Here is an 18,006-nt window from a genome sequence, read left to right on the forward strand (position 1 = left end):
GGCGCAGGCTACGTAGCCTGCTCACGGCGATAGGCATAGGTTTCGGCGAAGCGCGACAGCATGTAGGCACTGCACGAAACCGGCGGGTATTTGGGCGGGTTGTCGGGGCTGGAGCAGTTGGGCAGGCAACTGATCATCGTGTCCGGGTGCGGTTCGGCAAAGAACGGCATCGAGTAGCGGTGCGCGCCCTGCGGGCTGACCACCCGGTGGGGCGTTGAGGTGTACCTGTCGTTGCTCCACCGCGCCATCATGTCGCCGATGTTGACCACATAGGTGCCCTCGATCGGTGGCGCATCGATCCACTGGCCATCCACGCTCTGCACTTGCAGGCCGCCGGTGCTGTCCTGGTACAACAAGGTCACGCATCCGTAGTCGGTGTGCGCGCCGGCGCCTTGCTGGTCGGTGCTGCTGGCGGCCTGGCGCGGCGGGTAGTGGATCATGCGAAACACGCTGATGGGGTTGGCGAAGCGCTGGTCGAAGAAGTCGTGCTCGATACCCAAGGCCTGCGCCATCGCCCGCAGCAGAGTCAGGGACAAGGCGTGCATGTCCTGGTAATGCGTTTGCAGCAGCGCCTCCCACCCGGCAATCGCGGGGTGCCGGTTGGGACCGCGCAGTGGCTTTTTCGCGAGCACGTCGGGATGATCCGGGGCCATGTGAAAGCCCATGTCGAAGGTTTCCTTCAGGTCGCTTGGCCGGCTCGGGTCCAGCTGCTCGGTGGCGATGGCGCCGTAGCCGCGATGGTGCTCGCTCTGGGTGATGTCGATGCGCAGCTTTTCTTCGGCCGGGCAGGCGAAGAACTGTTCGGCGGCCGCTTTCAGTGCGCCAATGCGCGTGGCCGGGATGGGGTGCCCCTTGATGTAGTAGAAGCCCCACTGCCGGCAGGCGGCGTCGATCTGCCGGGCTACAGCCAGGCGTGCGGCGGGGTCGTGCTGGTAGAGCGGGCTGATATCGATGATCGGCAGGGTGTTCATGAATGGCTCCGTGAAATGGCGGTGCAAGCGGGAGCGGCTGGCGCTCCCACCCGGCGTTTATTTGGGCAGTTGCGCCGTAATGCCTTTGACGTAGTAGTTCATGCCTGCCAGTTCGGCATTGCTGGCCACGGCACCTGCGGGGATCTTGACTGCGCCAGCCTGGTCCAGGATCGGGCCGGTGAAGGGGTGGAAAGAGCCGTCCTTGATACTGGCGATGATCTGTTCGGCGCCGCTTTTGACCTCGGCCGGCACCAGGTCGCTGATGGGCAGTTGTACGGTGCCATCGGCAAGCCCGCCCCAGTAGTCCTGGGGTTTCCAGGTGCCGTCCATGACCGCCTGAGTGCTCTTGATGTAGTGCGGCCCCCAATTGTTGACGATGGAGGTCAGCACCGCCTTGGGCCCGAAGTGGGCCATGTCCGAGGCGTAGCCGACGGCGTAGATGCCGCGGCGTTCGGCGGTCTGGATCGGTGCAGGGCTGTCGGTGTGCTGGAACAGCACGTCAACGCCCTGGTCGATCAGGGCGTTGGCGGCATCGGCCTCTTTGCCCGGGTCGAACCAGGAGTTGACCCACACCACCTTGATTTCGGTGCCGGGGTTGTATTTGTCCAGCGCCAGCTGGATGGCATTGATATCGCGCAGCACTTCCGGAATCGGGAAGGAGGCGACATAGCCGATCTTCTTGGTCTTGGTCATCTTCGCGGCCAGGTAGCCGCCAACGTAACGGCCTTCGTAGGATGTGGCCAGGTAAGTACCAAGGTTCTTGTCCTGCTTGTAGCCGGTGGCATGTTCGAAGGTGACCTTCGGGAACTGCTTGGCGACTTTGGCGGTGGGGTTCATGTAGCCGAATGAGGTGGCGAACACCAGGTCGTAGCCGCCCTTGGCCATGTTGCGGATGACCCGCTCGGCATCGGCGCCTTCTGGCACGTTCTCGACGAAGCTGCTGTCGACCTTGTCACCGAACTGCTTGATCAGGGCCTGGCGGCCCTGCTCATGCTGATAGGTCCAGCCATGGTCGCCGATCGGGCCGATATAGACGAAGCCGACTTTCAGCGGGTCGGCGGCGGCGGCGGACAGGGCGGTGCTCAGGCCAATGGCGGCAGCCAGGGCGCGCAGCAGGTATTTGCTTTTATTGTGAGGCTTCAAGGTGTGGCTCCTGTAGGTCTTCATGTTGGCTGTGTAGGGCGCGTTGGTAATGCAAGAAAACAGAACAGAGGGGCATGAATTGCGGTGCACGGTGCGGGCCAGGCGTGAGGCCTCAGCGCCCGGTCTTCCACGGCTGACCCAGTGAAACCGGCGCATACAGGCGGGTTTTGATGGCATCGCGCGACAGCACCACCAGCACCAGGATCGTGGCCACATACGGCAGCATGGCCAGCAGGTTGGCAGGGAAGCTCACGCCGATACCCTGGGCCACCAGGTGCAGGATGCTCGCCAGGCCAAACAGGTAGGCGCCGAGCAGCACACGCAGTACTCGCCAGCTGGCGAACACCACCAGCGCCAGGGCGATCCAGCCGCGACCTGCGGTCATGTTTTCTGCCCACATCGGTGTGTAGGCCAGCGACAGGTAAGCCCCGGCCAGCCCGGCCATGGCGCCGCCGAACAGCACCGCCAAGGTGCGCACGCGCAGCACGGGCAGGCCCATGGCGCTGGCGGCGTCGGGGTTTTCACCGACGGCCTGGAGGATCAGGCCGGTGCGGCTTTTGAGCAGCGTCCAGGCAATCAGCACGAACAGGCCGAAAGACAGGTAAACCAGCACATCCTGGTTGAACAGCATATGGCCGATGACCGGAATGTCCGCCAGCAGTGGTATGGCCACCGGCTCGAAGCCGCTCAAGGGCTTGCCGACCCAGGCGGTGCCGACGAAAGAAGACAGGCCTACACCGAAGATGGTCAGCGCCAGCCCGGTCGCCACCTGGTTGGCCTGGCAACCGAGTGCTACCAGGGCGAACAGTGAAGCCAGCAACATGCCGGCCAGGCACGCCATCAGGACGCCCAGCCAGAGGTTGCCGGTGGCGTAGGCGGCGATGAACCCTACCACCGCACCGAAAAGCATCATGCCTTCCTGGCCGAGGTTGAGTACGCCGCTCTTTTCGCACACCAGTTCGCCCAGGGCGACCAGTAGCAGTGGGGTACCGCAGCGCACCATGGCGTAAAGAATGTTGCCAAGCAGATCGAGATCCATAGTCGAAGCCTCAGCCTGCACGCGTTGAACGGCAGGTAAACGAAAGGGTCATGGGAATTCAGGCACTGGCGGTTTTTGCCAACGGCGCTCGGCGGTGCCCTTTCAGCTTCAGGCGCAGCCGGTAGAGGATCAGCACGTCGCAGGCCAGCAGGTAGAACAGCATCATTCCCTGGAACAGCCCGGTCAGCGATTGCGGCAGGTTCAGGCTCATCTGCGCGTTCTCGCCGCCGAGGTAGAGCAGGGCCATCAACAACCCGGCGACCAGAATGCCAAACGGGTTGAGGCGCCCGAGAAACGCTACGGTGATCGCCGCATAGCCATAACCTGGGGAAACCTGCGGCACCAATTGGCCGATCGGCCCACTGACTTCGCTGACCCCGGCCAGGCCTGCCAGGCCGCCGCTGATCAGCAGCGCCAGCCAGACCAGGCGCTTTTCACGGAAGCCGACGAAACCGGCAGCGCGCCGGTCCAGGCCAAGCACTTTGATCTGAAAACCGAGGAAGCTCTTGTGCAGCAGCACCCACACCGCCACCAGGGCCATCAGCACGAAGTACAGCCCGACATGCAGTCGGCCATCCTCGAACAGCGCCGGCAGGCGGCTGGCATCGCCGAACATCGCCGACTGCGGGAAGCTGAACCCTTCGGGGTCCTTGAGTGGCCCGTGGACGAAGAACAGCAACAGGTTCAAGGCGATGTAATTGAGCATGATGGTGGTCAGGATTTCGTTGGCATTGAAGTGCGTGCGCAGCCAGGCCGCGAGCGCCCCCCACAGCGCACCGGCCAGCGTGCCGGCGAGCAACACCCAAAGCAGTGCCCAGCGGCTTTCCCAATCGATGAGGTGGATCGCCACGGCACTGCCGGCCAGGGCGCCCATCAGCAACTGCCCTTCGGCGCCGATATTCCAGATCCGCGCCTGGTAGGCCACCGCCAGGCCGAAGGCGCAGAGCAGGATTGGCAGGGCTTTGAGCAGCAGTTCCGAGAGGCCGTAGAGGTCGCTGATGGGTTCGATCAGCAAGGTGTGAAACGTCTGCAAGGGCGCATGCCCCTGGGCGCTGAACAGGATCGCCCCGCTGAGCAGGGTCAGCAGGGCGGCAAGCAGGGGTGACAGCACGAGCATGGCACGGGACTGCTGGGTACGGGGTTCGAGGGATAGCAACATGAATGGCTCTCGTCAGGCGGCGTCTTGCGGGGCATCGAACTGGCCGGCCATCCAGCCGCCGACCTCCACGGTATGGGTCTGTGCGGTGGCCTTGAGCGGCGACAGGCGGCCACTGCACAGCGCGCCGATGCGGTCGCTGATCTGGAACAGCTCTTCCAGGTCTTCGGAGATCACCAGGATTGCCGCACCGGCGTCGCGCAGGGCAATCAGCGCACGGTGAATCGCCGCGGCGGCGCCGACATCCACGCCCCACGTCGGGTGGGCAGCGACCAGCAGCTTGGGGGCCTGGAGGATTTCGCGGCCGAGGATGAACTTCTGCAGGTTGCCTCCGGACAGGCTGCGTGCCGTGGCGCGGGCATCCGGGGCCTTGACCGCGAAGCGCTGGATGATCTGCTCGGCCAGCGCCTGCACTTTGCCCGAGTGGATCAGGCCGCGGTTGACCAGGCCGTGCTGGAAAGCGGTGAGCAGGGCGTTGTCGGCCAGGCTCATGTCCGGCACCGCGCCGTGCCCAAGGCGCTCGGCCGGTACGAATGCCACCCCCAGGGCGCGGCGGGCGTCGGGGTACAGGTGGGCCATCGGCCGGTTGTCGAGGGTGATGCGTTCGCGCTCGCCTGCGGGCAGGCGTGTTTCACCACTGAGCAGGGCCAGCAGTTCGTCCTGGCCATTGCCGGCGACCCCCGCGATGCCGACGATCTCGCCGCTGCGCACTTCCAGGCGCAGGTGTTCGAAGGACGTGCCGAACGGGTCCTTGTTGCGCCAGGACAGGTCGTCCACGCGCAGGCGTGGCAAGCCCCCGGCGCTTTTCGGGTAACTTGCCTCCAGCCCTTCGGCATCGCCGACCATCATCCGCGCCAGCTGCAGGTCGCTGCATTGCGCCGGGCTGCAAGCGCCGGAGACGCGGCCGCCGCGCAACACCGTGGCACCGTGGCACAGGGCACGCACTTCGTTGAGCTTGTGGCTGATGAACAGGATGCTGCAGCCCTCTGCGGCGAGTGCGCGCAAGGTGACGAACAGTTCGTCGACCTCTTGCGGGGTAAGCACCGAGGTAGGCTCATCGAGGATCAGCAGCTTGATCGGCTGCATCAGGCAGCGCACGATTTCCACCCGCTGGCGTTCACCGATCGACAGGCTGTGCACCAGGCGCTCCGGTTCCAGGCCCATGCCGTAGCGTTGGGACACTTCGCGGATACGCGACGCCAGCTGCTTCGGCGTTCCGGCATCGCGGCCAAGGGCCAGGGCAATGTTTTGCGCGACGCTCAGGGTTTCGAACAGGGAAAAGTGCTGGAACACCATGCCGATGCCCAGCGCACGGGCACGGGCGGGGTCGCGCACGTGCACGGGCTGGCCTTCCCACAGCACCTGGCCGGCATCCGGCGCGGTAACGCCGTAGATGATCTTCATCAGGGTGCTCTTGCCTGCGCCGTTCTCGCCGAGCAGGGCGTGGATTTCACCGGCAGCGATGCGCAGGTCGATGCGGTCGTTGGCCAAGGTGCCCGGGTATCGCTTGGTAATGGCACGCAGCTCAAGGCGCAGTTGCGAGGGGGATCTGGACATGGGACTGCTCGGGGTCAGGGTGATGAGCAGTTGCACAGCAAAAACATGGCCAATTGGTCAGATTATTGTTCAAGGGCTTGTGTTAGAGGGGCTGCAGGCCGAGAGCGGGGCACGCTTGGTGAACGTTGCGGCAGCGGCGTGTGTGGTTTTGGGGCGCCAAGGTGCCAAGTTGGGGCGCCGTGTTCAGCGTGGTCGCCATGTTCGGCCGGCTACGACACGGGCGTCACTGCTGGAGCGCAGTGCGGCCCTTCGCGGGCAAGCCCACAGGTACCGTGCTGGTCCCTTAGGCGTGGTTGGTTTCACGTTTTCAGCATGCGCACTACGGCAATCATTGTTTGAACTCCCCGAAATTCTGGATGCCTGGGCTGGCCCTATCGCCGGCAAGCCCGGCTCCCACAGGTTTCACCGGGCGCCTAAGGGTCGTCTACAACCTCAGGGGCGGTGCTGTGCGAGGAAGCTAGCCGGGGAAAGAGCCAGGCCAGGCAGATCATGATGAGGACTAATGCAGCGTCTGCGGGTCGGCTGGTTTCTGTATTTGTGCCAGAGCTGACTCGAGCAATTTGCGCAGGGCATCAAGCTCGTGCATCGAGGTCATGATCATCAAGGACACGGGTGCTTTGGGCTGCATCAACATCGCCTGTTGGGCAACGACCTCGGCGCAGAGCGCGTAGTCGGTAGCCATCATCAGCGTGTCTTCGAGGGAGTGAAGGGTGTGCGGGGGATCGGGGACTATCTTCAACATGCTTTGGTATCCATTTTCAGGGCCGCCTGCTACCTCCTGTCAAATAGTTAGGTGGCTGCTGTGCATAGGTTGACAGACCGGCGGATACCAGAACCGGCGCACGCGAACGTGCCCCATACACAGCCGCCATTAAAGGCAAAGCTCTGCAAAGTATCTCGTCGCGGCCTGTCAAAGCCGGTCGTTGATGTGCAACGACCCACCGAGCCTAAAACTCAGAAATAACGACCGCAACGAAAAACAGGCGTAGCGAGTATCTTTGGGAAATGGACTACAAGAAAGGGGATAAATCTGATTCTTTTTGCGGTCGGGCGTGACTGCTTGTAATGCCGGCCGGCGTCCTGCATGTCTCGTCATCCTGCATCCGCTCGATAACCAGCCTTTCCAATAATCCGTGAATAACCATTGCCTAAGATCAGCGCCGACGCTCCTTCGCACTATTCTTGACATTTGATAACCACTGCAGCCGACGCATTGCTAGTGTGGTTGCACAAGCTTTGTGTGATGGGCAATACCCTGTATCAGGCTCTGCCCCTCCTGGGTTGGGCCGGGGGGGCAGTCGCACCGTCAGAAACGCTATCGAAGCCGGCTTGTTTTCTCGGAGGTCATTCCTGTGCGCGATCCAGCAAAGAAAATGGGTTTGGTCGGGCTGACCACTTTGGTCACCGTCAACATGATGGGCTCAGGTATCATCATGCTGCCCGCCAGCATGGCGCAGATCGGTGCTGTGTCGCTGCTATCGTGGGTCGTGACGGCTGTGGGTTCGATGGCCATCGCCTACTGTTTCGCGCAATGCGGCATCTATTGCACGCGCTCGGGCGGAATGTCGGCCTACAGCGAAGAGGCCCATGGCAAGTCCGCATTCTTCCTCTGCTCCTACCTGTATTTCCTCTCGCTGATGATCGGCAACGTCGCCATTGGTATTTCCGCGGTGGGTTATCTGACGCCTTTCCTGCCCTGGCTTGGTACAGGGCCAGGCCCGCTGGTGGCAGGGACGGTGATGCTGATCTGGTTCAGCACCCTGGCCAATGTCGGCGGTGCGAACATAACCGGCAAGCTAGGCGCGATCAGTGTCTGGGGCGTCATCATTCCTGTGGCCGGCCTGAGTTTCGTGGGGTGGTACTGGTTCAACCCGCAGACGTTTACCGATGCCTGGAACCCCGACAGCATACCGGTGAGCCAGGCGATCACCGGCAGTATCCCCCTGACGCTGTGGGCCTTTCTGGGCATGGAGTCGGCCGCGCAAAATTCGGATGCGGTGGAGAACCCCAAGCGCAATGTGCCGCTTGCATGCCTGTTCGGCACACTGGGCGCAGCGGTGATCTATATCCTGTCGACCACCGTCATCCAGGGGATCGTGCCAAACCCCGAACTTGCGAATTCCAGCGCACCCTTTGCACTGGTCTATGCGCGCATGTTCAATGACACGGTCGGTAACGTGATCATGGGGTTGGCAGTCATCGCCTGTGTCGGTTCATTGCTGGGGTGGCAGTTCACCCTGGCCGAAACGGCCAAGGTTACCGCCGAGCAAGGGCTGTTTCCCACGTTGTTCACCCGCGTTACTGCCAGGGGCGCGCCACTGGCGGGCATGCTGACCTGCGCGGTCTTGCAGAGCCTGATTGCGTTGTCGACCATTTCGCCCAATGCCAGCGCCCAGTTCAGCAAGCTGGTCAACCTGGCGGCAGTGACCAACATCATTCCCTACATCACCTCCCTGACCGGGTTGCTGGTGATCATGTACAAGGCCCAGGTGGATATAAAGATCTTCCGCCGTAACAGCGCAATCATGCTGGTTGCGGTGTGCTATTGCTTCTATGCGCTCTATGCCTCGGGCCTGGAAGCGGTGTTTGGCGCTGCGCTGATCATGGCGCTGGGTTACCTGCTGTTCGGCTTCATCGCCAAACGTTTCGTCAAGGTGCTGGACTTGATTGGAGGTGCGCCATGATGCGCAGGTCCATATGGGTTGCCCTGTGCCTGGCCCTTTCGGTGCCGTTTGCGGCAGTGTGCAGCGCTGAAGCAGTGGCCGACAAGCTGAGCCGGCTGCGCGACAGTCAGGTCCTCAATCTGGGTTTCATCGCAGACCTTGCCCCGTTTTCTTCAGGCAGTACCCAGTCACCTCAAGGGTATGGCATCGAATTGTGCCAGGCAGTGGCTCAACACCTTCGCCAGTCACCTGGCCTTGCCGACTTGCAGGTGCATTGGCATGTGGTGCCGCAGGAGCAAGCCGTCCGCGCCTTGGGCGAGGGAACGGTTGATCTGCTGTGCACGCCGATGGTGGAAACGATCACAAGACGGGAAACCCTGAATTTTTCCATACCGGTCTTCACCACCGGCCTTGCGGTACTGGTGCGGCGTGATGCACCGGCCAGCCTTCTGGAGCCACTGCGTGGTAAGCCTGTCGATACCGGCCCCCGGTGGCGCGCAACCCTCAATGCGGGGTTGAGCAAGCACAGTTTTGCAGTGCTGCGCGGTACGCTGAGCAGTCAGTGGGCGCGGGAGCGTATTCGCAAGCTTGGCCTGCAGTCCAGGCTTGAAGAGGTGTCCAGCTACCAGGAGGGTGTGCGCCGGGTGGTCGAGCGCAAGGTCGATGCGTTTTTTGGCGAGAGGATGATTTTGCTTTCCCTGCAGAGCCAGCAGCCTGAGCGCGACCGGTTATGGATCCCGGATCACCTGTTTGTCACGAGCCGTGTCGCACTGCCCATGGCCCGTGGCGATGATGGTTTTCGCCTGTTGGTGGATACCGCGCTTAGCCAGGCGCTGTCCGGCCCGGATGGAGAAGCCTTGTTTACGCTACCTGGGGGTACAAACAGCGCAGGACAAACTGTTGCAGAGCCTTTATGTGTTGCCGGATGACCGTGAACGGCTGGCGCCGCAACATTAGTCTTCTTCGCGCAGTGCCTTGATTCTTCCTTTTTTCTCAGCGCTGATCAGTGCCGCGTAGTCCTTCGCATTCTGCTCGGCGTAGGCGAGTGAAAAATCGCCTATGGCCTGATCAAAGGTGTTCGATTTACCCAGATAGCCACTGATCAAGGCGGCGTCACCTGATTTTGCATGCGCGCGCGCCAAGGTAATGCCGCATACCTCTGCGTACATCATCATCTGTTCGAGCGATGCACCTTCTACAGGTAGTGACATTTTCATGTCGCGCAATTGCCGGACAAAAAACTGCCGGCCCTTGGTGCTCTCGGTCCATCCGAGAAAAATGTCACTGGCAGATTGCATAAGCCGTTGGCCCGTGACCACCCGTTGGCCCTGGTTTACAAATTCGCTCTTGCCCGCATAGGGTTCAAGCACAGAAGGACAAGCCTGCTTGAATTGCAGGAGCAATGGGTTGTTTTGCGCTGAAAAGAACAAACCGACGAAGCAATAGGTGCCGACGCTGCCGATACCCACTGCCTTCATGGCAAAGTCTTCCAGGCGATAACGGTCATACAGGACCCGGCGTTCAGGCAGCAGAGAAGTACGATAATCCTCCAGCGCAAGATGCACCCGGTTGATGAAGTCGGCTTCATCGACATGAAAAAGAATCGGCGGCTGATCGACCAGGCGTCGCCGGCCGCCCACTTCGTCACTGATTTGTGGGTACAGGTAGTCGCCGATGCGAGTCCTGGCTTTGGCCATCAACTGTTCACGTGCTTTACGGTATTTGAGACTAGGGGCCATATCGATGAGCGTTTGTGCGTCGAGGCGGTCGTACCAGATTTGCAGCGGGCTCATCGTCGTCAATTCGCGCATGCGTTCCCGGTAGGCGCGAACGCATTCCATAGCCAGACGCCTGGCATCTTCATCGATGAGGCGGTTATCGCGGGCGGCTACGGCAAAACTGGTTGCCAGGCGCTTTATATCCCACTCCCAAGGGGCGGGTAACGTTTCGTCAAAATCATTGATGTCGAAGATCAGGTTACGTTCGGGGGTGGCGAACAATCCAAAATTCAGCAGGTGGCAATCACCGCAGGCCTGAACGCGAATACCTGTGTGGGGAAGTGTCGCGAGGTCGCGTGCCATCAAGCCTGCAGAGCCCCTGAGGAACGTGAACGGGCTACGCAACATGCGCCCATAGCGCACGGGCACCAAGGCCGGATGCCGGCTGCGGTTGGACTGTTCGAGAATGTCGACAGGGTCGCGATGCTTGTGCGCCGGTTTCCAGAATGCATGGGACGAGCGCGGCACCGTTTCGCGCAGTTTCTTTCCTGCGTCCAGGCGCTCTGTTCGTGACGCGAAGCGCTTGTGTTCCCGAAGGCCGGGCTCATCTGCTTGCAGGTGCGAGCTGGCCTGTTTCCTGATCTCGGGCATGTGAGCACCTTTGGTGATCAAAGGCAGAAGGGCAGGGCCTTGATTCTAGCGCCAAGACACTGTTCACAGCTCATTCAAGCGTAGCATGTGCTGCGTCCAAGCCTGCACCGGGTGACCAGATCGCCCTTCGGCGCTCATCCCAGGGCGCTCAAGATTTTGCGGCAAGCACCCAGAGGAACCTTGACAGATCATTGGTTAACAAAAATAATCATTAACAATATTATCCATTAACAATAACAAAGGATATCTGCACTCATGAAAGCGCCTGTAGCACGCCCCCCAGCAAACCGGGTCGCATCACCAGGCCCGCACCCGACAAATCCCGATGCCCGGTCACTGCAGGAGGCAGCATGATGAACCTTCGCAGAGGATTGCTTGGGCTGCTGCTTGGCGTTTGCACGGGCCTTGCCCAGGCTGCCAGTTACGCTCCGCCCCCGCTCAAGCTCGAACCCCTGGCGCGCTTTACGGTGGACCTTGTCGCGCCGGTGTGGGAGCTGGGCGAAACCAGCGCGCAGGGCAAGCGGCGTATCATCCCGATCACAGGCGGCCGTTTCGAGGGGGCCAGGCTCAAGGGCACCATCCTCAATAACGGCGCGGACTGGCAGATTGTCAGCCCCGAGGGTGTGGCGATCATCGACACCCGCTACCTGCTGCAGACCGACGATGGTGCACTGATCTACCTGCGTACCGAAGGCTACCGTTACGGGCCGGATGCGGTCATGAAGAGGGTGGCCGCGGGCGAAGACGTCGATCCCAGCCTGTACCAGTTCCGCATCACCCTGCGTTTCGAGACATCCGCGCCCCAATACGCATGGCTCAATCGTACGGTCGGCGTGGGTAGCGCAATGCGCTTGGGCAATGCAGTGGTCTACGACGCGTTCGAAGTGAAATAGTTATCTATAAAACTATGCTCTTCTGAACACTGTGCGTCGCTGAATCAAGGCGGAGAAAGCCTGCGTGACCGAAATGGCGAAGCAAACCGGTCTGCCCGCCAGCTAACTAAGGCGCACAGCCTATGGCTTGGACTCGCGCCAACCCAAGCTTTACGCAGAATAGGGTAGACATCTCGCAAGGTTGTGCTGCTACTTTCATTTCTGCTTAGCCCACTGGCATTGGGGTCCGGCAGCTTGTGAAAAGATCCAGGGATGACTCGTAGACCAGCGTGTTCACCTTCAGCAGCCCCAGCACGGAATGGAACAGGTTGTCTTGGCTGAGCGCAGCATCGCGCTTGGCCTGCAGGCAGCGGCCGTCGAGCTGTAACGCGCGTTGATAGCCCTCGGAGAACCAGGTGATCATCGGCACATGCTTCTGCTCCTCTGGTGCAAACAGATAGGGCGTTCCGTGAAGATAAATGTTGTATTCCCCAAGCGACTCGCCGTGGTCGGCCAGATAGATCATGGCGCTGTCTACCTTGTCCCCGTTGCGACGTAGCACGTCGATCAGGGTAGCCAGCACATGATCGGTGTAGGCGATGGTGTTGTCGTAGGCGTTGACAATGCTTTCCCGGCTGCATGTTTCAAGCGCATTGCTGTGGCATACCGGCGTGAATCGTTCGAACGCGCCAGGATAGCGCTTGAAATACTCGGGGCCGTGGCTGCCCATCTGATGCAGGACCAGAACGGTGTCCTTGTCGAGATGATCGATCAGTGGCTGCAGTCCTTGCAGCAGGATCTCGTCCCGGCATTCGTGGTCGGCGCACAGCAGTGAATCTTTGTTCTTGCTGACGTCTTGCCGCATGACGCGATCGCAGGTGCCCTTGCAGCCAGACTGGTTATCGCGCCATATAACCGCCAGGCCCGCACGCTTGAGCACGTCGAGCAGACCCTCCTGGTTTTTTGCCCGGGCCACGTCATAGTGCTTGCGGCCCATGTTGGAAAACATGCAGGGGACAGAAACTGCGGTTTCCGTGCCACATGAAGTGACATGGCTGAATGCGACCAGGCCGTCTTCCTTGTTCAACTCGGGAGTTGTATCCCGTGGATAGCCGAGGATGCCGAAGTTTGCCGCCCGCGCGCTCTCGCCCACGACGAGCACAGTAAGGGACTTGCGCGAGTGGCGCGCCCAACTGCCATCGAGTCGTGCGTCCTGCGCAATCGGCATGAAGGGTTGCTGCGCCGTCTTGAGTTCTTCGCGTGCATAGCTGATCGAAGCACCGATGACATTGCTCGGCACGATCATGAGGCGCAACTCGTGATGGTTGCGAAACAATGAAGACAAGCCCTTGTAGTTGAGGAGGCTGACGCCACCGATCAGCGATACGCAGAGCAGCACTGTCAGGCCTTTACCAACCAGCTCCTGAGGCCATGGACGGTAATGGATGGGCGTTTTCCAAAGGATGTAGCCAGGCAGCACGCCCAGCGCCAGCAGGTAGCCCAGCAAGGTTGTCGACAGCAGGGCCTGGACTTCGCTGGTATCGGTTTGCGCGACATTGCGGATCATGCCGACATCGATCAGTACGCCATATTGGTTCATGAAGTAGGCTGCACCCGCACTGATGATGAAGAGCAGCATGAGTGTCGGTTTCAATGTGCGACCGAACGTGAATAGTGTAATAAGCAGGTTGAATGCGCACGCTATCAACAGAGCGAAAGCGAACCGCATCATCATGCCCGATCCATTTGGCTCCGTAATGGAAACCAGATGCACCCAGAGCGGTGCATTGAATCCCATTAACAGAAAGACACTGGCAAGCATTGTTACCAAGGCAGGACGCACTGCTTTTATCTTGAACATAAAACCCTATGCAATCAAAACCGGGGCATCAACGCAGACTTGCGTTGGGGGCATGGGCGCGCAAGTTAGGGCATGTTCCGTGGCGTTTTTGTGAAAACGTCAGTGAAAAGATGTCTGTTCAAATGGCTACGGTACCAGGCCAAGCTCAAGGTCGACGGTGCTTGGTCGATGCTTAGGCGACATCACATTTTTTTCACAAGTTGATAACCTCAAGACCACGCTGAGCGACTTAGGATCCGTAGCGGCAACCTCGCTGAATGTTCAAGGGTCCGGACTGCAGATCTTGTAGCCATCACCGCGCACGGTATGCAGCAGTTTTTTAGCGAACGGCTTGTCCACGGCCTGCCTGATTTGATGGATATGGTTGCGGATACTGTCGCCTTTCCTATTGTGCCAGGTCGATCCCCAGAGCAACTCTTCAAGTGTCTTACGCTTGACGATGGCGGGGCTACTTCGCATCAGCAGTTCGAGTATCTTCAGATTGGCGGAACTGAGATTGACCAGCGTGTTCCCTCTATGGACTTCCAGCGTGTCCAGATCGAGTTCGAGATCAAGCAAGTGAAGCTTGCGGCCGTTTTGTCCGGTACGCCGGTAAAGGATGGCTTCGAGCCGGGCAAGTATCTCGGCCATGGCGAAAGGCTTCACCACGTAGTCGTCGGCCCCTGCTTTGAAACCCATCAGCCGATCATCCAACTCATCTCGCGCGGTGAGCATGATGATGGCGGCCGGCGACTTGGAGCGCATGCGTAAAAGGTGGCAGATCTCGTTACCATCAATGCCAGGTAGCATTATATCGAGGATGATCGCGTCAAAGCATCCGGTCTCGGCCAGGTGCAAACCGGTCAGGCCGTCACGTGCGCCCTCGACGGCGTGCCCCCTGAGTTCGAAAAAATCAACAAGGTTGTCATGGATGTCACAATTGTCTTCAACGATCAGCAGTTTCATTCGAGCGCTTTCCTAAAGGCCATGGCTAGCATTGTCAGGTGGGCTGGCCCAACAACGGGCTTGCATTTGATGTTCCTGGCAGTCGCTGGTGTGTCGACAAAATGTTAAGTATTCGTGAAAAGCCACGGCTTGTTAGTGAGAAGGCGTCACGGTTCTGGAATTGATTACATGAAAAGATTCTCATTACATGCAGTGCCTGTATCCCGCCCTTTTAACTTTAGACTTGCAGTCGGACTGCCGATTTTGGCCATGATGGCGATGCTTGCTTCCAACGTAACTACCATCGATTTCTATTTTGCGCGGATGTCCTATATTCCCGGCTTCGGGTTCTATGGCCGGCACAGTTACTGGCTGGAAACCGTGCTGCATGAACGTGTCAAACAGGTCGTCATCCTGTTTGCCCTGGTATTGATCGCCGGCCTGGTGGCCAGCTTGGTCAACCCGAAATTTCGGCGGTGGCAAAGACCGTTGGGCTACGCCGTTCTGACGATCGGGCTGTGCACCAGTATCGTAACGCCGCTCAAGGCACTGACCGAAGTGCAATGCCCGTGGAGCTTGCAGGCGTTTGGTGGCAGCGAACCTTATGTTCCCCTGCTAGGAGACCGCGTGGACTCGCCCAAGCCGGGCCGATGCTGGCCGGGCGGGCATGCCTCCACTGGATTTGGCCTCCTGGCCCTGTATTTCGCGTTGCGCGACCGCCATCCACGGGCCGGCCGGGTGGTTCTTGCCCTGGCCTTGGGACTTGGGACGCTGCTATCGGTGGGCAGGATGCTGCAAGGCGCGCACTTTCTTTCTCACAATGTCTGGACCCTGTTGATCGACTGGCTGATAGCGGTGTCGTGCTACCGATGGCTGCTCTATCGGCCGAGCGCTGATGGCATCGAAGAAACACCAGTGCGAGGGGGCGACGAAGTGCGCAGTGTGGAATGATCCCGCTCGGTTCGACGCAGACTTTTTTCACATCCGCTTCACCGCGCCCCAATCTGTCCGCACTTACAGTTCGAGCAAGCGAGAAGTGCCAGTTTGAACGCGTAATCGGCACGCCAATCAGAAATCTCGCGGCATTCAGGGGCATTAGATGAGTATTTTGCGGTATTGGCAGCACACTGCCTGTATGGGGGCAGCTGTCTGTTTCGCGCTTGCGTTGCTGAGCGGATGTCAGAGCACCAGTCAGCGCCTACTGGCTGAAGGTTATCCCGCGCCCTTTGTCAGCGGCTTCGATGATGGGTGTGCAAGCGGTCGACAAGCGGCCGGAGCACTGGGTGAATTCCGAAAAAAGGTCAGCACCTACCTCCAAGACCCGCAATACGCTACGGGCTGGGACGATGGCTTTCGCCAGTGCCAGGCCAGTGCTGCCAGCGACATAGAGCGAAACTTGAAACTCGATAGCCAGGCGGATCGCGAATGGAGACATGAAAAGGCCCAAGCATGGGGCAGCACATTGAGAAAGTCGTCGAAAAAACCATGAACGGCCGCGCCCCTCCTTTCAGGTTTTTTTCACATGGGCTTCACTGTCGTGCCATGCATGCCTCCCTACAGTGCCGCGACTCATAGGGGCACGCGCCTGGTTGCCGCCTGCCTCGTCTACTAGTCGGAGCGACACCATGCAGCAAGGCATCATGCAGCGTCACGCTGTTCCTCAGCGTTCACAAAAACGCCGATTTCACGCAAGCAATCTGAAGAAAGCTGCGATAGGCGCTCTTATTGCGCTTGCTGCCGTTTCCACATGGTATGCCTCTCATGCGCAGGTGTTAGATGTGAGTAGTGCGAAGGAGATGCACGACAGCGGGATCTACACACAATGGGCCAAGGGCGAGGTGATGGTGCTGATCCGTCACGCCGAGCGCTGTGACCGCTCGCATAACGCCTGCCTGGATGACCCGGCGGGCATTACTGTCGCCGGTAGCCAGATGGCCACCGATGTCGGCAAGGGGCTTGCACGGCTTGGCCTGGAGAATGCCGAACTCCTGAGCAGCCCGAAAGTTCGCACTCAGCAGACGGCCTACTTCATCTTCGGCGGGCCGATTCTCACACAAGACTGGCTGAGCCAATGCAACAAGGGCTTCGCCGACGCCGCGCTTAGCCATAAGAACAGCGGGCGCAACCTGGTATTGATTACCCACAGCGGTTGCATCGACCAGCTGGAGCGGCACTTTAAAGTGGCTGGGGGACAACGCTCCAGCGCTTACGCCAGCGCGCTGTTTATCTCTGTGGCCGATAAGGGCAAAGCACGCATTCTTGGACAGATGAACGCCAGTGTCTGGAACCACCTTGTTTCCAGCACAGGACTGTAAGCATGCAGCTTTCTCGCCGTACTGCCTTCTATGCGAGCAACCTCGGCATACCGCTGTTGCTGGCCGTGATCGTCTTCCTGCTATTCGATATAACTCACCTGGACCAACAGATCAGTAATTTGCTGCTCGATCCAGCGACCGGCCAATTCCTATTGCTGCACAATCAATGGTTCGAAAAAGCAACCCACAAGTGGCCACGCGTTCTGCCGAACTGGACAGGGGAACTAGCGATTATTGGCAGCCTGCTTTCCTTTGTCTGGCCGCTGACCGCGAAGTTTCCTCACCTGGTCTCAAGTCGGCTTTTTCAAGCAACCCGCATCGGGACTGCTTTGCGATTTACCACACGTCATCGCAGAGACTTTTTCTATGTTGTGGTGACGTTCGCGGCATGCACTGGAGTGATCCACTACCTTAAGAGCCACACCGGCATCTACTGTCCAGTGGAGACAACTCTTTACGGCGGAGCAGCACCCCATAAGGAGTGGTTCACCCACTTCCATTGGCTGGATAAGGCCCCCGCTGGCCGGTGCTGGCCGGGCGGCCATGCCTCCAGTGCCTTTACGTTGTTGGCCGTTTATTTCGTGGCCCTCCGACACCGATGGCCGCATACACGCAAACTCCTGGTAGTCATCCTCTCGCTCGGCTTCGTGTACGGCACCACCCGTGTATTGCAAGGCTGGCACTATATGTCACATACCTTCTGGGCCGGGATTTTCGTCTGGCTAACTGCCTGGACGAGCGCATTGTTGTTTTACGGACGTCCCGCGTTGCAGATCGCACCACAGGAAATTGAAAGCCAGGCATCGATGGTCGTCATCGATGCTACTGAACCCTGAAGCAGTAAGTGGAAACGGTCTCTATGACTGGATGGCAGCCGGATCGAGATCGAGGTTTTTGCTCAGAACTCAAGGCGCACGATAAAACGTCAAGGGCGCTGACTTTTTCGCCGAACAATGCACTAGTGTACTGTCTCAAAAATAAATATCTCTGTTCTAGCTACGCTTCCAAAGATCCGTGCTCTATGGGGCGATGTCACGGGCGCCAATGGCCTGAATCGATGCACACCGGGCAAGCTGGCGCGCTGCGCCCCTGCAGCGCGTGTCTGTTTGCTCGGCGCGTCATCGTTGCTATCACTC

At 59.6% G+C, this 18,006-nt stretch carries 16 protein-coding genes; 7 read left to right on the top strand and 9 right to left on the bottom strand.

The genetic code is table 11. The features are described 5' to 3' along the window. Positions 1 to 8: 8 nt before the first annotated feature. From ACMGGN_RS07465 to ACMGGN_RS07490, 6 genes are all read right to left on the bottom strand, one after another. The gene (locus ACMGGN_RS07465; RefSeq protein ID WP_115274557.1) at positions 9 to 971 is read right to left on the bottom strand and encodes a 2-oxoglutarate and iron-dependent oxygenase domain-containing protein; all 963 of its coding nucleotides are present in this window, start codon (positions 969 to 971) and stop codon (positions 9 to 11) included. Positions 972 to 1,028: 57 nt separating this feature from the next. After that, positions 1,029 to 2,138, bottom strand: a complete 1,110-nt coding sequence (locus ACMGGN_RS07470; RefSeq protein WP_046785854.1) for a BMP family ABC transporter substrate-binding protein — start codon at positions 2,136 to 2,138, stop codon at positions 1,029 to 1,031. An 88-nt stretch (positions 2,139 to 2,226) separates the two neighbouring features. After that, complete coding sequence (locus tag ACMGGN_RS07475; RefSeq protein WP_115274558.1) at positions 2,227 to 3,153, bottom strand: ABC transporter permease; 927 nt, start codon at positions 3,151 to 3,153, stop codon at positions 2,227 to 2,229. 58 nt (positions 3,154 to 3,211) lie between these two features. Further along, on the bottom strand, positions 3,212 to 4,312 hold the full coding sequence (locus ACMGGN_RS07480; protein ID WP_012314840.1) for an ABC transporter permease: 1,101 nt from the start codon (positions 4,310 to 4,312) through the stop codon (positions 3,212 to 3,214). A gap of 12 nt (positions 4,313 to 4,324) precedes the next feature. Continuing rightward, a complete protein-coding gene (locus ACMGGN_RS07485) occupies positions 4,325 to 5,866 on the bottom strand; it encodes an ABC transporter ATP-binding protein (protein WP_414156621.1) in 1,542 nt (513 codons plus the stop codon). Positions 5,867 to 6,365: 499 nt separating this feature from the next. Then, positions 6,366 to 6,608: a hypothetical protein gene (locus tag ACMGGN_RS07490; protein WP_414156622.1), complete on the bottom strand. Its 243-nt coding sequence runs from the start codon at positions 6,606 to 6,608 to the stop codon at positions 6,366 to 6,368. A gap of 610 nt (positions 6,609 to 7,218) precedes the next feature. On the opposite strand from ACMGGN_RS07490, the gene potE reads away from it, so the two are divergent. Together potE and ACMGGN_RS07500 are read left to right on the top strand one after the other, a co-directional pair. Further along, positions 7,219 to 8,550, top strand: a complete 1,332-nt coding sequence (potE, locus tag ACMGGN_RS07495) for a putrescine-ornithine antiporter (protein WP_115274561.1) — start codon at positions 7,219 to 7,221, stop codon at positions 8,548 to 8,550. Continuing rightward, positions 8,550 to 9,458, top strand: a complete 909-nt coding sequence (locus tag ACMGGN_RS07500) for a transporter substrate-binding domain-containing protein (RefSeq protein ID WP_414156623.1) — start codon at positions 8,550 to 8,552, stop codon at positions 9,456 to 9,458. Before potE ends, ACMGGN_RS07500 begins: the two co-directional genes overlap by 1 nt. 24 nt (positions 9,459 to 9,482) lie before the next feature. Here ACMGGN_RS07500 and ACMGGN_RS07505 read toward each other — a convergent pair whose 3' ends face one another. Then, the gene (locus ACMGGN_RS07505) at positions 9,483 to 10,898 is read right to left on the bottom strand and encodes a DUF2252 domain-containing protein (protein WP_414156624.1); all 1,416 of its coding nucleotides are present in this window, start codon (positions 10,896 to 10,898) and stop codon (positions 9,483 to 9,485) included. 350 nt (positions 10,899 to 11,248) lie between these two features. Here ACMGGN_RS07505 and ACMGGN_RS07510 point away from each other — a divergent pair, with 350 nt between their 5' ends. Further along, a complete protein-coding gene (locus ACMGGN_RS07510; protein ID WP_115274563.1) occupies positions 11,249 to 11,791 on the top strand; it encodes a DUF3237 domain-containing protein in 543 nt (180 codons plus the stop codon). A 205-nt stretch (positions 11,792 to 11,996) separates the two neighbouring features. Here ACMGGN_RS07510 and ACMGGN_RS07515 read toward each other — a convergent pair whose 3' ends face one another. Together ACMGGN_RS07515 and ACMGGN_RS07520 are read right to left on the bottom strand one after the other, a co-directional pair. Continuing rightward, complete coding sequence (locus ACMGGN_RS07515; RefSeq protein WP_414156625.1) at positions 11,997 to 13,631, bottom strand: phosphoethanolamine transferase; 1,635 nt, start codon at positions 13,629 to 13,631, stop codon at positions 11,997 to 11,999. A gap of 261 nt (positions 13,632 to 13,892) precedes the next feature. After that, positions 13,893 to 14,576, bottom strand: coding sequence for a response regulator transcription factor (locus ACMGGN_RS07520; RefSeq protein WP_414156626.1), 684 nt, complete (start codon positions 14,574 to 14,576; stop codon positions 13,893 to 13,895). A 168-nt stretch (positions 14,577 to 14,744) separates the two neighbouring features. Between ACMGGN_RS07520 and ACMGGN_RS07525 the strand changes: the two genes are divergently transcribed. The 4 genes from ACMGGN_RS07525 (at position 14,745) to ACMGGN_RS07540 (ending at position 17,706) form a co-directional block, all read left to right on the top strand. Continuing rightward, the gene (locus ACMGGN_RS07525; protein WP_414156627.1) at positions 14,745 to 15,506 is read left to right on the top strand and encodes a phosphatase PAP2 family protein; all 762 of its coding nucleotides are present in this window, start codon (positions 14,745 to 14,747) and stop codon (positions 15,504 to 15,506) included. A 148-nt stretch (positions 15,507 to 15,654) separates the two neighbouring features. Next, entirely contained in the window at positions 15,655 to 16,044 is a 390-nt protein-coding gene (locus ACMGGN_RS07530) for a hypothetical protein (RefSeq protein WP_196996485.1), read from the top strand. A gap of 136 nt (positions 16,045 to 16,180) precedes the next feature. Next, on the top strand, positions 16,181 to 16,870 hold the full coding sequence (locus ACMGGN_RS07535; RefSeq protein ID WP_346640522.1) for a histidine phosphatase family protein: 690 nt from the start codon (positions 16,181 to 16,183) through the stop codon (positions 16,868 to 16,870). A 2-nt stretch (positions 16,871 to 16,872) separates the two neighbouring features. After that, a complete protein-coding gene (locus ACMGGN_RS07540; RefSeq protein WP_346640523.1) occupies positions 16,873 to 17,706 on the top strand; it encodes a phosphatase PAP2 family protein in 834 nt (277 codons plus the stop codon). The last annotated feature ends 300 nt before the right edge of the window (positions 17,707 to 18,006 follow it).

The sequence above is a fragment of the Pseudomonas sp. BNK-30 genome (assembly GCF_047456185.1).
In the GTDB taxonomy this organism is placed as follows: domain Bacteria; phylum Pseudomonadota; class Gammaproteobacteria; order Pseudomonadales; family Pseudomonadaceae; genus Aquipseudomonas; species Aquipseudomonas putida_E.